Here is a 12,700-nt window from a genome sequence, read left to right as displayed (position 1 = left end):
GTGATAAATACTTTGTTAACGGGTGCCGTTGTTTCTGGAAGTTTGATTGTCGCAATCGGTAGCCAAAATGCGTTTCTATTAAAGTGCGGATTAAAAAAGCAATACGAACTGTCCGTTGTCACTATCTGCTTTCTTGGAGACATTCTACTGATCAGTACTGGTGTACTTGGTATAGGGACACTGCTCTATAAAGCACCATTATGGAAAGACCTTTTGACTCTTGGCGGCGTAGTATTTCTTTTCTGGTATGGCTACCGATCTGCAAAATCAGCATGGAATGGTTCAAGTCACCTAGAGTTGGAAAATTCGGACATTGCCCAGAGTTGGTTAAAAGTCGTTTTAATGGCGATGGCTATCACTTTTTTTAAATCCACATGTTTATCTGGATACGGTGGTGATCCTTGGTGGTGTGACTGCTCAAATGGAACCTGATGAAAAACTATTGTTTGTTATAGGGGCACTGATTGCATCAGGGATCTGGTTTTATGGATTAGTGTATTTGGCTAACAAGTTGATCCCACTTTTTAGTAAGCCAAGAACATGGAGAATTTTAGATTCTGCGATTTCATGCATCATGTTTGGTATTGCATTGAAGATCGCAACACCTCTGTTAAGCCAATACATATAGAACGTCTCGATAAAGCTGCATTTCCAATAACTAAACTGCTCCTGCCAGATTGGACACAGATTTTCCATACCAGAAGTTATTCTCATTTTGCTAATTTAAGTAAATGCTCTAAATCATTTCTGTCCATAAATGAGCTAGTTCAGGCCAATCGGTCATTGTGAGCACTAAGTGGTTCTTTCATACAGACCTCACCCGTAACAGAGGCTCATTCAAACACATATTAACTAATTGAATATCTAGTTAATGGAGGTTTGAATGAGCAAATCACAACGACTCACCACCACTTTCCTCAACAACCTTAAACCCAATCCGGCTAGCGCTAAATCCACCGATTACGAAGTCAATTTATCTGCTATGAAAGACTCAGGATTACCCACTGGCGTTCGCTGCTTAGTGGGTAAATCCGGCGGGAAACGCTTCCTGCTGCGTTATACCAGTCCGGTAACAGGTAAGAAGGCAAGCATTGGTCTTGGTAAGCACCCTGAAACTGACCTCGCCATATTGCGCAAAACCGCCAAAGAGTATCGCCAGCAAATTATTGAAGGCATTGATCCAAAGCTTGAGCGTGACAATCAGACTACCGAGAAGACAATGACTCTAGAGCGGTTCTTTGATGAAGTTTACTTGCCGCTGGCTAAACAGAAACGCAGTTGGAAGGACGACGCAGCGCGATTTCGTTTAGCAAAGTCTATTCATCACATATCGATTCATGACCTAACCGCGGCCGATATCATCAAAGTTCAAATGGAGATGCAAAATGCCGTTACGATTAAAGGTAAGCCTTATGCTCCTGCTTCGATAAACCGTGTTCTAGCCCTGCTCAAAACGATCAATCGTCAAGCATACAAGTTGATGGACGCTCCGCTCATTGCTGACAAGGTGAGCTTGTTGAAAGAGGATAACGTGCGTACTGGTTACTTGTCCGAATCACAGCTAAAGGAGTTCATCGGTCACGCTCTGAACCATGAAGATAAAAGTATTGGCGCGTACCTAGCTTTGTTGTTTTTGACTGGCGCGAGGGATAAGGAACTGCGTTTGCGCTTGAAATCCGATGTGAGTTGGGAGGAAAAAACTCTCACTATTCCGCATACGAAAAACGGTAGTAGTCACGTTATTTATCTAAGTGATTACATGCTTGATATTTTGAGGTCGGTGCCTAATGTGGCGAATAATCCGTATCTCTTTCCTGGACGCAAAAAGGGTAAACCAGTAGGGCAACCTAGGCATGCTTTCAAGGCTATCAAAGCAAGATGGGGCTGCCCGACATACCCGGAGATAAAGCGAATCTAACCCTGCATTCAGCTCGTCATACGGTTGGAAGTTTGTTAGCTAGCCAAGGAGTCTCGTTACACGACATAGCCAAGCAGTTAAATCACGCTGACCTGTCATCAACAAGGCGCTACTCAAAATTGACTGTAGGGCGTCGGAGAGAGATTGGCTCTCGTTTATCGGATATGGTGACTGCAAAGCCAGAGATACGTTGGGAATGAAGAAGTTAGGTTTAACCAGTTAATTTAGAAATAACATTAGAAAAGCCCCTGTTTAGCGATGAGCTAAACAGGGGCTTTTTCATTATTAAACGGAGATTAGAAATGAAAACAGTAAACAAGTTTGAAGACATTCAATCACTGCCAATGCCGGATGGTGTGAAAGCAAAACTGCTAGAGCACCTGATAGAGCCATTCGGTGATGAAGAAAGCACAAAAACGTTTTGGGATGAAGTCGGTACGACCTTGTACTTGATTGAGGAAGGGGATACCGACGAAACCTTGAGTGAAGAGTCTGAGGAAGACCAGCATTTTCTGAGGTTCCTTAGTAACTTTAGCGAGTGGGTGCTAATTCTTAACTCTCCTGACTGTCCTTGGCTTATAGCGGTCGCCATAGTGACCATGGAAGGTGGTGGTGTGTACTGTTGCGCTCCTATGAACAGTCCAACGTTCCCTGTCGCCAAGTTAGCTGATCAAGCTGAATCTTAAAACCAAATTAAACCTGAATTATTCCATCTTAAAGGAGGTGTCCTATGGCACGTAAACCAAGCAATAAACAAGAAACGGTTCAACCTGAAATCGTAGAGGGTAATGAACAAGTAACAGTCGTGGAAGAGTTACCAGTTGACCATTTCACTCATATCGTGCTCGAAGGCAAAGCGAAAAAACTATCACCGAAAACGGAGAAAAACGTGTTCTATCAGATCGCCTTACATGACGAGGAAAACGAGCTCCATATCCGCATGTCGGGTAATGAAGGCGGAGGACTACACAGCAAGGAATGGATCCCGCTTAAAGATATCACAGCTGTACTAGATGTGCAGGGAGATAAGCCGTTCAAGAGTTCTGTGATGAAGTGTGTGTTTTCCGGGCAGTCAGCGAACAACGCGGGTTTTATGGCTGCTTGTTGCAGGGGGCTTGGTCTTATCATCCAGTCGGAGAAATCAGTGTTTCTTCACGTTCTGGCGCCAGACTACGAGCAACGTCGTGATGAGTTGTTGTCTCTCGTGGACGCTGAACCCAAAGCTAAATAACCTCAAAAATACATCACTCCTTACCCACTAAGCCAATTCTGGCTTTCATATCGAGCACTTAACAAGAGTGCTTCCCTAACGAATTAAACGAGATTTTATTATGAAATTAGTCTTTGATACTGAGCGCCTTTTGTTACCGATATCAACTAGTCTTCAAGATGCTTTAAACCGAGTGATCAGCGAATCAGGCAAATGGACACCCATGATCCAATCGGCAGTGTTCAACTTCCGAGATTCATCCTACAGTTCGGAAAACGGCGGTTGGCACCCAGTTGAAATCAGGCTTGTCCGCCTCTACGACCAATGGATCTTTGATTACATCACTGACTTTGCGTATTGCGGTGGTCCTTATCCTGAATTGATTAAAGAGGTGGATTTTAACTTCTCATCTGGAACAGCTAGTTTTTCCTATGTTCCGGAGCTGCCGATAACAAGTAGTGAGGTAATGGAGTTCTACTCGATGTGGGAATCAAACTTTCTCAGCTACGTCGAAATGGGCGTGTTCGATGAGATAAAAGTCACTGTGGATTAGTCCATCAGCAACAAACCAAGTAGAAAGCACCATGTATGTACCATAAAATAGTCGACTCACTTCCTAGTGAAACTAAGGCTTCCCATTGTCCCATGTTAATCATGGCGTGATGGGAAGCCTTTTTCATTGGGGCAAGTTTTAGCAACGTTTACCCAATCCGTTGCCTTAGGGATTCAGAGGGGATGAAGTTGCTGGATTGCAATGGACGGTGGAAACACCAAGGAAAGGAGTCTTAATTTTAACGAGTTTGGTTGGTTTACACTGGTGTTTTGTTATTAAAAGCTCCCATTGCTATGTCGAAGCAATGGGAGCAGTGAGGGGCGGAAGCCTATATAAAATACCGAGAGAATAATTTGTCTGATGCTATCTCTGCAACTAGGGATAAAGGCTTCCCTTAATATCAGCGCCAAGAGCGCACCTTAATCTTATGTTCGTAGTTTGGCGCGAAAATTAGGGTATTTTCAACGTTGCCATACGAAATGACAACTTATCCAATTTACCCCCCAGTACAAACAGAATTAGGTATAACTTACTGACTTAGTTCGTCCAGTAGAGACAACCCTAGCTGATACTTGTCATCTAGTGCAGATGGGTGAACATGTCTCTTTATATTTGGTAGAGAGTTCAGGTAGCTGAAGAATCCGGAAGTGGTCATAGGGTATCCAGGCTCAAAATACTCTTCCTCATCATCCCCAAATGAAAACCAATGACAAAGCATTACGAGGTCTTCTTTCTCGTAAACAACCGCAGATGTGCGTGACTTTTCATGGTCGCTGTAAGCTAGAAAGTCAATGAAGATAACTTCTTGGTTTTCTGGGTTTTCCAAATGCTCTTCTGCCATCTGAATCGAGTAGTGATCCGACTCTGCGAAAAACATTTGAGTTCCCATCGTTGCTTCATGTCCCCAAGCTGCTGCCGCACACTTGGCAATTTTCTCACTTTGACAGTCGTTAAGTAGATGCTCTGTTTTATTGAATGAAATAGACATGTTTTTTGTACCTATTTTGTTTTGGTTTCGATACGCGGATTAAACATGCTTCACTTATAAAACACTAGTCTAACTGATAGATTTATAACGATATTCGTGAATGGATTGACACAAATGAACTTTTACTCAAATTTTTCACCTATTTTCAGAAGCTAGTTAAAACAGGCTAGGTGTAACAAAAGGAACTTGTCACCGGGATCTATAGTGACAAGTTCAATTCATGGCTCTGTTTATCCAGTCATCATACCCAGTAGATAGCCAACGACGGTGAAGCTTAACAAGTTAGCGATATCAACTAGGTAAAAATACGGACTGGACTGAGTGATTTGGAGCAGAGTTCGTGCATCAGACATCATGGTTATACCCCTATTAAATTACTTCTCCTACCGGAGTTATTTTAGTGTTTGCTAATTAACGACGAAAAATGGCATCATTTTGAGTTTTCCCTTGCGCGGTATCGGTTTGAGGTTTCGCTAAATCACCCCTTTCGCTTATCCCACATAGGTAAGCTCAAAATCGGTACATAGTGGCAAGTTCATGGGTAGAGCGGTCGGTCTCGGCGCAGTGAAACGACATTATGTCGTGGTTCTTTGTTGTTTTGGAGCTGTGCTTCTAGAGGGAATGCTAGGGCGTCATTAATTAACGTGGCAACGTCATGACACAATACTTACGTACAGCAAATAAAGCATTTGGATCATCATGATCTAATTACTCCGTAAGCTGATCGGGTATGGTTACCTGAAGCGTGTCTTCTACTTGTAACGATCCAATGTGGCGTGGAGGTCGCGTATAAGTTCAAGCTTAAGGCTGACTGGGGAAAGCACCTCGACTTGAGGTATCCAAGACTTCAACAAAGGCAAGATATCGCTCAATCTTGATACTCGACTGCTGACCAACAAACTACCGTCACTCAGTTCTTTCAATAGCTGCTGGTGAGGGAGAATCGTTCTTTCAAGAAAGCGCGGAGCAACGTCCCTGTCAACCTGTACAAGCACCTCAGCATCATCCGGAGTTAGCCACTCCATCCCTTGCCTGTGTATCTCCTTGTGGACCTTTTGACTGGGTTTGTATTTATCTTCCCGTAGGTGAATCTGTGAAATATTTCGCAATCGGTACGAATGTAACTGATCACAGTAGGTTGCGGCGAGATACCAGATGCCCCTGTCATTGACCAGCCGATAACAGTGGACAGATTCAAACGGTTTTTCATTGTAGTTAAGGTCAATGACAACTTGAGCAGCGATGACTTCGGTCAGTTGCTTAAACAGTGCATCGAATTTGTCAGTTCGTTCAGAGCGTGGGTTCTTAAACAGAACAGGTGCGTGACCATTGAGCTTGTAGTGTTTAGGCAATAGTTCGGACAAACCAATATCGTACAGCATTTTATTGATGTTTAAATTGCCCTGACTTCGAATGATAGGTCCAGTCGATAACCCTCATTGGTGCGGATAATCGGAGCGTTGACGAGCCTTTCATTGAAATCGCGTCTCAGGGTTTTCTCGCTTACCTGGTAATCCGCTACCAACTGCTCAGGGGAGAGCACTTCTCCCATAAACAATCTCGTCAATATGTCACCTAGCCTTAAAGCTAGCTTTTCACTCTTATCGCTCATGCTACTAGCGTACGGTTTCCCTTGGACAGGTTGAGGGCAAAACATTTTTAAATGTTTCTAACCGTCACGCACTTAGATTTGGCATAGCTTTCATCGGATAAGGCAGGGCAATGACGATGCCTATTTTCACACTCATTCTGCGGTCTTGGACACATCCTGTCCGAGCGCAGTGGGATACTACACAACGTAGATTTACTACAGCGTCAATTAAAGGAAACAAGTAATGCAAGTGACATTCATTAAGCCACTTATGGCATCAGGTTATTCATGTCGTTCTTTAGGTTGTCCCGGTTGGGTCACCAAGGGTGGGTCATGCGATGCATGTGGCGCAATGGATTACAGTTAAGAAGGAGCGTTCATATGGGCAACTGGACAGAAGACCAAGGTGACTATGATGATGGCACAGAAGATTCTGGCTTTAGTCAGGACTTCGACATGGAGCCGGGCGACGATGGTTGGCTCGGCGGCGACTTCATGGCTGATGATGACGATGATTAAGTCCCATCAATAAATTAGGCTTATCAACAAGGGCGGTATCGAAAGGTATCGCCCTTTTTCATATCTGCATCTAGAGAAAAGGAAAAACATTATGGCGAAAACACATTTTCATTCTAACCCTCAACAGCGTTGGTTTAAGCCTTGCGCGTCAACAGGTGTTCGATTTGCGCAATATGGCGCAACACTCGGTACTCGATATGGTCCACAGGGCGTCGTTATTGGTGGAGCGATCGGGTTTGTTGCTGGCGCATTAATCGGAGGAGCGTTGGATGAGCTAGACGTTATCTAGTGAAAAAGTAGAGGCGCAACCGCCTCTACTTTTTTCTTTAGTGCGCCGAGCATGGCGTTGATCTAGGAGGTGAAAGTCCTCTACGGGCTCAGTCGAGCGGGAACCGTTAGCCTATGCAAGGGTGTTCATCGTGAGGTGAAATCTGAAGGAAGCAAATGGCAAAACGTGGTGATGACGAACAGAAACCTGATAGTAGGCTATGTCGACTTGGGTAACCTAGCTATAGATAGAATAGCCCAATGACTCGACGGGAAGTGCGATGTAGTAAATCAGGCATGACCACGGGAAAGAGCAACGTCTTACCTCGGGAGATCTTATTGTCTGTCTCGGTAGAGACTAATACAGCAGTAATGCTGTGTGACGGGCAGTAAGAAGTCAGCAGAAGGCATAGTCCCTTAAGGAAGTACAACTTAAGGGAAGGCCTGAACTGAATATATCAAGAAGCAGTCACTAGACACTCAATCATGTGGAGTCACAGCAAGATGAAACTTATCTCTCCGTTCCAACAGGCGATACCGCAAGTAAAGCGTGTGGACACGAAGAGTGACAAGCATGGTCGGCGTAGACAGGAGGACGAGTCTTGGTGAATCCAACTCAGTTGATGGAGCAAATCTGCTCATCAACGAACTTGAATCAAGCCCTGAGGAGGGTGAAGAAGAATAAAGGTTGCGCGGGAATCGACAGGCTCGATATCACCGCGACAATCGAAAAGCTTCGACAGTCTTCGAATGGGTTAGGGCTTCGCCAGAGTCTTCTGGATGAAAGCTATCAACCCCAACCCGTTCTTGGTGTAGAAATCCCGAAAGCGAGCGGAGGAATGAGGCAACTGGGTATCCCAACGGTTCTGGACAGGATAGTGCAACAAGCTATCACTTCAGTGCTAACGGAAATCTATGAGCCGAAGTTCTCCAACAGCAGTTACGGGTTTAGGCCGAACCGTAGTGCTCATCATGCCTTATCGGCGGCGAGCCGCTACATAAGAGAAGGACGAGGTTATGTGGTGGATATAGACCTAGCCAAATACTTCGATACCGTTAATCACGACAGACTGATGTACAGGTTGTCGCAGGATATAGCGGATAAACGAGTGCTGAGGTTAATCAGGTCATATCTCCAGGCAGGACTAATGCGAAATGGTTTAGTGGAGCGCAGACAAAGAGGAACCCCACAGGGAGGTCCTCTGTCTCCTCTGCTATCGAATATCGTGTTAGATGAGCTTGATAAAGAGTTAGAGCGTAGAGGTCACAAGTTCTGCCGATATGCAGATGACTGTCAAATCTACGTGAGTAGTGAGGAGGCTGCGATACGAGTCAAAGACTCGGTAACGGAGTTCTTGGAGCAAAAGCTAAAGCTGACGGTAAACCGTGAGAAAAGCGCCGCGACAAGAGTGAAGGAACGTAGCTACCTGAGCCACCGCTTTGAGGTAGACGGGAGGATCCGTTTATCAAAGGCAGCACAAACTCAGATGAAGAAGCGGGTGCGCCGGATAACAAAGCGAAACCGAGGAGTAGAGTTAAGCGTCGTGATACGAGAGTTAACTCAATACTTACGAGGTTGGCAACACTACTTCAAACTGGCTCTGCGGAAAGGGATGATGTCGGACTTAGACAGTTGGATAAGGCGGCGTCTGAGAAGCTATCGCCTGAAGCAACGCAAACGGAAATACAGCATAGCGACGTGGTTACGCCAGCGAGGCGTGACAGAGAATAATGCTTGGAAGTTGGCGATGTCAGATAAAGGTTGGTGGCATCTGGCGCGAACCCCGCAATCAAATCATGCCATGCCGAATGAATGGTTCAAAGAGTTGGGTCTGTACTCGCTATTAGAGGGGTACGAGTCACTAAAATTATATTCGGAACCGCCGTATGCGACCCACGCTTGTACGGTGGTGTGAGAGGACGGAGGCCGTGAGGCCTCCTCCTACTCGATTCGTAACTTATGGGAAGTGATTTCCCTTTGTCTCGTTGGACTTTTTCCTCTGTGTTCATTTAGTCCGTTGGGGAATTAATACCATTCTTAATTTCACACGGCCACGTGAGCAAGATAGGTTTCGTTTTATATGCTTGAGGTCTTTCAATGAACATTTTGGGTGTAACGATATCGTGAAACTCTGTCAGCGAGAGCGATTGGTGCATACGTTGCAAGATATACCTTATGCTGCGTTTGCCGATATGTCCCTCCGATGTTGAGAGCTCTACGTTACATGTGTGAATTTTTCTTTGTCTAACAATTGTGTGTTTTTTGTCAGGTAACGATGGATCCCAAAAGTTGAACTTATTGAATAATATCTGACCAGTAAACGGGTTAGGTACGTCTTGCTGAAAGTCTTGCTCGATGGTGGCTTTATATTTTATTCGACTTTTGTCACTAATAACGAGTTCGAGCGTTAATTGACTACGGTTTTTAATTGCATACACTGAGTAAGTGCTGTCACTACTACCAAGATATTTGTAGAGCGGATTTAGGTTGGTAATTTTGAACGGGATGTATTTGATACTTTTGCTTGGTTTTACCAAGAGATAGATAAGGTACGTGCTCTGTTCGTCGTCTTTCTCGTCAGTTTCGCCACGCGTATCGTCATAATAATCTAAGTAATTATGAGTGGTTGTCTCAATCTCTTTGCTTTCTTTGGTATCAGCTTTACGATCTTTGTTATCAACCTCGTCGTTAATGGTGTTAAAGATAACGAGTTTGGCATCTAAGAGCTGTTTGTTAGCTACTTTATTGGTACTTGGTTGACCAATATGTTTTTTGTAGAACTTGAGATTCGTTTCTATTAGGTGCTTTTCTGCTGGTGGTGATGCTCTGCGTACGGCTTCAAGAAGCAGGTGATGGCTTTCTTCTTCATACTTTCGCTCGGTTGAAATGAAGTTTCCCAAGAGCTGGATAAATTCTCGGTTTTGTTTATACCAGGGTGGGAAGTCTAGAATATCTACCGTGATTGGCATCTCTATATCTTGGTATGCCTCGTCTTTACTGCTGTCCAATTCTACAATGCTGCTCTCGATTAAAGTGAGCGCAATTCTTTTCTTGTTTGACAATTCTTTCAATGGCTTGAGCGTTTTAATGTGCTTAGTTTTATAAGTGGAATGTGCGGAACGCTTTGGGAACGACTGGTGTAACCCTGCTTTTTTAAAGGCACTTTCCAATGCTGCGGTAGCTTTATCAGGACTGAAGCCAAATAGCCGCTGTAGGGTAATGATGAGCAAGTGCTTGTTATGAATTGATAAGGTTTTAGCTTTTGGCGTGAAAAGGTAAACCGTTTTTTCATAGAGTACGGGTTTTCTTCTAGGCATATTAAATCAAACAAAATGGTTCCTTAATCTGTGCATACTAACGAGTTAATCTCTTTGTATGAACTCTTTTTTTCTTACGGTGCATCATATTTTATGGTCTGTAGAGGGAGTCGTGTGGTCGGCACTCTTCAGTCAGTGTCACCTTAATCTTTGCTCACGATTTACTTATACGGAGTGAGATATTGTGAGCACTACACCGATAGAAATGAACCAGAAGGTACTTAACACCTTGCCTCGTCCAGCTAAGGGCGAGCAAGGTGTTGAGTATCCTTGGAAGAAAAACCCGCGACTACGCGTACTTGTGACCGCGACGAGTATGCGCTGGATAGTTCGCCTTGGCTGGAAGGGAAAGCGTTACTACGAGTCGTTTGGCACTTATCCCGAAATGAAGTTTGCTGAATTCAATCAGTTGGCTTACCAATTTATCGCTGATGTTCAGTCTGGGGCATACCAGAAGGGCTCACGCATGACGGTTCAGCAGTTCTTTGATGACGTTGTACTTCCATACAGCCGTAATCATCACCGCGATTCTAAGACCTTTTTATCTCGCTCCAAGCGCGTAATAGCTGCGTTTGGTAAAGAGCGTGTTACGGACGTGACTCGCCGTGATGTTGAGCGTTTTCTCAATTCACTTACTGACTTAAGTCATGCGTCCATTAACCGTTATCACGCCTTCTTGTCGAAACTTTTTTCGATGGCGGTTGAGCACGAGATTATTGATAAAAGTCCAGTAAAGGGCGTTAAAAAACGGGTGGAGAACAATGCGAAAGACCGAGTGTTGTCCTCGAAAGAAGCGGAAAGCTTTTGTCGTCATGCGTGTGCTGAGCCGAACTTTCTACATGCGAGTGCGCTGATGTTGAGTTTGTTGACAGGTATGCGCATTGGCAACGTGATGAGTTTGACTCGATCTATGCTTGCGGATGACCTTTCTTCTGCGCTCCTGCCGATGACGAAATCTGGTAAATCGCAGCGCATTTATTTCTCCGAGCCTGCAAAACGCCTGATCCGTAAATGTCTCAAAGTGTCGTTCAACGATTGGGTGTTCCCTTCGTTAAAGAACCAAGGTGAGCATATTGCCTACCCACGTGCTTGTATGGAACGCATTCAGCAAGCCATGAAGCAAGAAGCTGTCTGGACGCTCCTTTTACTATCCACGATCTTCGCCGCACTTACGCAACCCAAATGTTACTTGCAACGAACGATATTCGTCTCGCGCAGCAAAGTCTTGGTCATTCCAATGTGAATGTCACCGAGCGTTACGCCTACTATCAAAATACCCATTTAGCGCAAGCCTCTCAGCAGACCGTTGACGCTATGCTACCTAACTTACAAATCGATTAAGGAGTTCGATATGTCCAGAGTACTAACTATTGAAGAATTTGCTGAAATGTACGGCTTAAACCCAGCAACCGTACGAACCAATGTAACTCGCAACCCTAAAAGCTTACCGCCAGTGATGCGTATAGGTCGCAGTGTGCGCTTCTTGCGTAGTGAGGTTGAGCGTTGGGAAAAAGAGATGACAATGCATTGATACAATAATATTTCTTAATACAGATAAAAGCCCAAAGGCGTCCGTTAGGACGTCTTTGGGCTTTTTAGTCTCTACCTGAAAAAATCAAACAAAAGTGTACCTAACCTTGTTCTTTTTACTATCACAACCTTGACGAGTGATATTTCTTCTAGCGCCTTTCGTGACTTAGGTTCTGCGTTAAATCTTAGCTGGACTTTGAGCGACGAGTTAATTGTTTTGTGGCTTGTCGACTCGATTCCCTTCTTAGTTGAGTGCTTTCTTTCATCCCTAATATGGACCTCAGCAACGCAGCGATTCTCTCGCTTAGTTGTTTTCGAGGGGGCAGCGAGCTTCTTCGCTGCTCTTTAACAATTCAATTTTAGAAGGAAAAATAAAAAAATGAACGCAATGTTTGTAAAAACGAAATCTGGTGTTGCGAATGTGGCTAATGGCAAAACAGTACTACCGGCTGATGATCGCTTAGTGGTTTTGGACAAGACTTGTAACTTGATTCTTAACGAAACAGGTGATCACGTTGGTGAGCTATTCGATAAGATCTTAAAAGCGGTGAAGCCTGAGAAAGGAAAGTGCTTAATGTTAGAAAGTGGCGGTTGGATTCACGCGAGTGCGATCTCCAACGCTTTCATTTCATCTAAGTCCGGTTCACTTCTGATCACGGCGATGAATAGCGATAACCTACTCGCGATGTTCACTCCCGAAGAATACTCAGATCTAGACGGTTTACGAGATGCGATTGTTGATGCGCTGATAGCGTTCTCTGAAGGCAGTGATTTGCCAGCGGTGAACTGGTCAGAATATCGATAAG

General features: G+C 44.4%; 20 protein-coding genes. 15 read left to right on the top strand and 5 right to left on the bottom strand.

Translation table 11 applies throughout. The features are described from left to right. The 7 genes from SU60_RS17450 to SU60_RS17430 all read left to right on the top strand — a co-directional run bounded on the left by SU60_RS17450 (position 1) and on the right by SU60_RS17430 (position 3,681). Complete coding sequence (locus tag SU60_RS17450) at positions 1-432, top strand: LysE/ArgO family amino acid transporter (RefSeq protein WP_245228434.1); 432 nt, start codon at positions 1-3, stop codon at positions 430-432. Beyond that, positions 422-628 (top strand): LysE family transporter, encoded by a 207-nt coding sequence (locus SU60_RS22485; protein WP_245228433.1) that lies wholly within the window; start codon positions 422-424, stop codon positions 626-628. The genes SU60_RS17450 and SU60_RS22485 overlap by 11 nt, the downstream gene beginning before the upstream one ends. 255 nt (positions 629-883) lie before the next feature. After that, the gene (locus SU60_RS17445; RefSeq protein ID WP_245228432.1) at positions 884-1,918 is read left to right on the top strand and encodes a tyrosine-type recombinase/integrase; all 1,035 of its coding nucleotides are present in this window, start codon (positions 884-886) and stop codon (positions 1,916-1,918) included. Beyond that, the gene (locus SU60_RS22690; RefSeq protein WP_250157993.1) at positions 1,879-2,118 is read left to right on the top strand and encodes a tyrosine-type recombinase/integrase; all 240 of its coding nucleotides are present in this window, start codon (positions 1,879-1,881) and stop codon (positions 2,116-2,118) included. Before SU60_RS17445 ends, SU60_RS22690 begins: the two co-directional genes overlap by 40 nt. A 102-nt stretch (positions 2,119-2,220) precedes the next feature. Beyond that, the gene (locus SU60_RS17440) at positions 2,221-2,604 is read left to right on the top strand and encodes a hypothetical protein (protein WP_041156649.1); all 384 of its coding nucleotides are present in this window, start codon (positions 2,221-2,223) and stop codon (positions 2,602-2,604) included. A 44-nt stretch (positions 2,605-2,648) separates the two neighbouring features. Beyond that, positions 2,649-3,149, top strand: a complete 501-nt coding sequence (locus SU60_RS17435) for a hypothetical protein (RefSeq protein WP_041156648.1) — start codon at positions 2,649-2,651, stop codon at positions 3,147-3,149. 100 nt (positions 3,150-3,249) lie between these two features. After that, on the top strand, positions 3,250-3,681 hold the full coding sequence (locus SU60_RS17430; RefSeq protein WP_041156647.1) for a DUF2787 domain-containing protein: 432 nt from the start codon (positions 3,250-3,252) through the stop codon (positions 3,679-3,681). 529 nt (positions 3,682-4,210) lie between these two features. Here SU60_RS17430 and SU60_RS17425 read toward each other — a convergent pair. The 4 genes from SU60_RS17425 to SU60_RS22480 all read right to left on the bottom strand — a co-directional run bounded on the left by SU60_RS17425 (position 4,211) and on the right by SU60_RS22480 (position 6,221). Beyond that, a complete protein-coding gene (locus SU60_RS17425) occupies positions 4,211-4,669 on the bottom strand; it encodes a hypothetical protein (protein WP_041156646.1) in 459 nt (152 codons plus the stop codon). Positions 4,670-4,899: 230 nt separating this feature from the next. Then, on the bottom strand, positions 4,900-5,025 hold the full coding sequence (locus tag SU60_RS22685; RefSeq protein WP_256900693.1) for a hypothetical protein: 126 nt from the start codon (positions 5,023-5,025) through the stop codon (positions 4,900-4,902). A 396-nt stretch (positions 5,026-5,421) separates the two neighbouring features. Beyond that, a complete protein-coding gene (locus SU60_RS17420) occupies positions 5,422-6,051 on the bottom strand; it encodes a helix-turn-helix transcriptional regulator (protein ID WP_245228431.1) in 630 nt (209 codons plus the stop codon). 11 nt (positions 6,052-6,062) lie between these two features. Continuing rightward, positions 6,063-6,221 carry a DeoR family transcriptional regulator gene (locus tag SU60_RS22480; protein ID WP_245228437.1) on the bottom strand — a complete coding sequence of 53 codons (159 nt, stop codon included), beginning with the start codon at positions 6,219-6,221 and terminating at the stop codon, positions 6,063-6,065. Positions 6,222-6,504: 283 nt separating this feature from the next. On the opposite strand from SU60_RS22480, the gene SU60_RS22680 reads away from it, so the two are divergent. The 4 genes from SU60_RS22680 (at position 6,505) to ltrA (ending at position 8,962) form a co-directional block, all read left to right on the top strand. Next, positions 6,505-6,627, top strand: coding sequence for a hypothetical protein (locus SU60_RS22680; protein WP_256096208.1), 123 nt, complete (start codon positions 6,505-6,507; stop codon positions 6,625-6,627). 14 nt (positions 6,628-6,641) lie between these two features. Further along, positions 6,642-6,779 (top strand): hypothetical protein, encoded by a 138-nt coding sequence (locus SU60_RS22040; RefSeq protein ID WP_005484894.1) that lies wholly within the window; start codon positions 6,642-6,644, stop codon positions 6,777-6,779. A 91-nt stretch (positions 6,780-6,870) separates the two neighbouring features. After that, a complete protein-coding gene (locus SU60_RS17415) occupies positions 6,871-7,068 on the top strand; it encodes a hypothetical protein (protein WP_041156645.1) in 198 nt (65 codons plus the stop codon). A 601-nt stretch (positions 7,069-7,669) separates the two neighbouring features. Beyond that, positions 7,670-8,962, top strand: a complete 1,293-nt coding sequence (gene ltrA, locus SU60_RS17410) for a group II intron reverse transcriptase/maturase (RefSeq protein WP_209419719.1) — start codon at positions 7,670-7,672, stop codon at positions 8,960-8,962. A 94-nt stretch (positions 8,963-9,056) separates the two neighbouring features. Here the strand turns inward: ltrA and SU60_RS17405 are convergent, their stop codons facing one another. Next, positions 9,057-10,364: a hypothetical protein gene (locus tag SU60_RS17405; RefSeq protein ID WP_041156644.1), complete on the bottom strand. Its 1,308-nt coding sequence runs from the start codon at positions 10,362-10,364 to the stop codon at positions 9,057-9,059. A gap of 184 nt (positions 10,365-10,548) precedes the next feature. On the opposite strand from SU60_RS17405, the gene SU60_RS17400 reads away from it, so the two are divergent. From SU60_RS17400 to SU60_RS17390, 4 genes are all read left to right on the top strand, one after another. Next, positions 10,549-11,607 (top strand): tyrosine-type recombinase/integrase, encoded by a 1,059-nt coding sequence (locus SU60_RS17400; RefSeq protein ID WP_280806734.1) that lies wholly within the window; start codon positions 10,549-10,551, stop codon positions 11,605-11,607. Beyond that, complete coding sequence (locus SU60_RS22675) at positions 11,547-11,705, top strand: hypothetical protein (RefSeq protein WP_280806733.1); 159 nt, start codon at positions 11,547-11,549, stop codon at positions 11,703-11,705. Before SU60_RS17400 ends, SU60_RS22675 begins: the two co-directional genes overlap by 61 nt. A gap of 10 nt (positions 11,706-11,715) precedes the next feature. Further along, the gene (locus SU60_RS17395; protein WP_005484891.1) at positions 11,716-11,895 is read left to right on the top strand and encodes a helix-turn-helix domain-containing protein; all 180 of its coding nucleotides are present in this window, start codon (positions 11,716-11,718) and stop codon (positions 11,893-11,895) included. A gap of 378 nt (positions 11,896-12,273) precedes the next feature. After that, entirely contained in the window at positions 12,274-12,699 is a 426-nt protein-coding gene (locus SU60_RS17390; protein WP_041156643.1) for a hypothetical protein, read from the top strand. The last annotated feature ends 1 nt before the right edge of the window (position 12,700 follow it).

It is taken from the genome of Vibrio mytili (assembly GCF_000830505.1).
Classification (GTDB): Bacteria; Pseudomonadota; Gammaproteobacteria; order Enterobacterales; family Vibrionaceae; genus Vibrio; species Vibrio mytili.
Note: the sequence above shows the minus strand (reverse complement) of the source record. Positions and strands in the feature narration are given on the sequence as shown.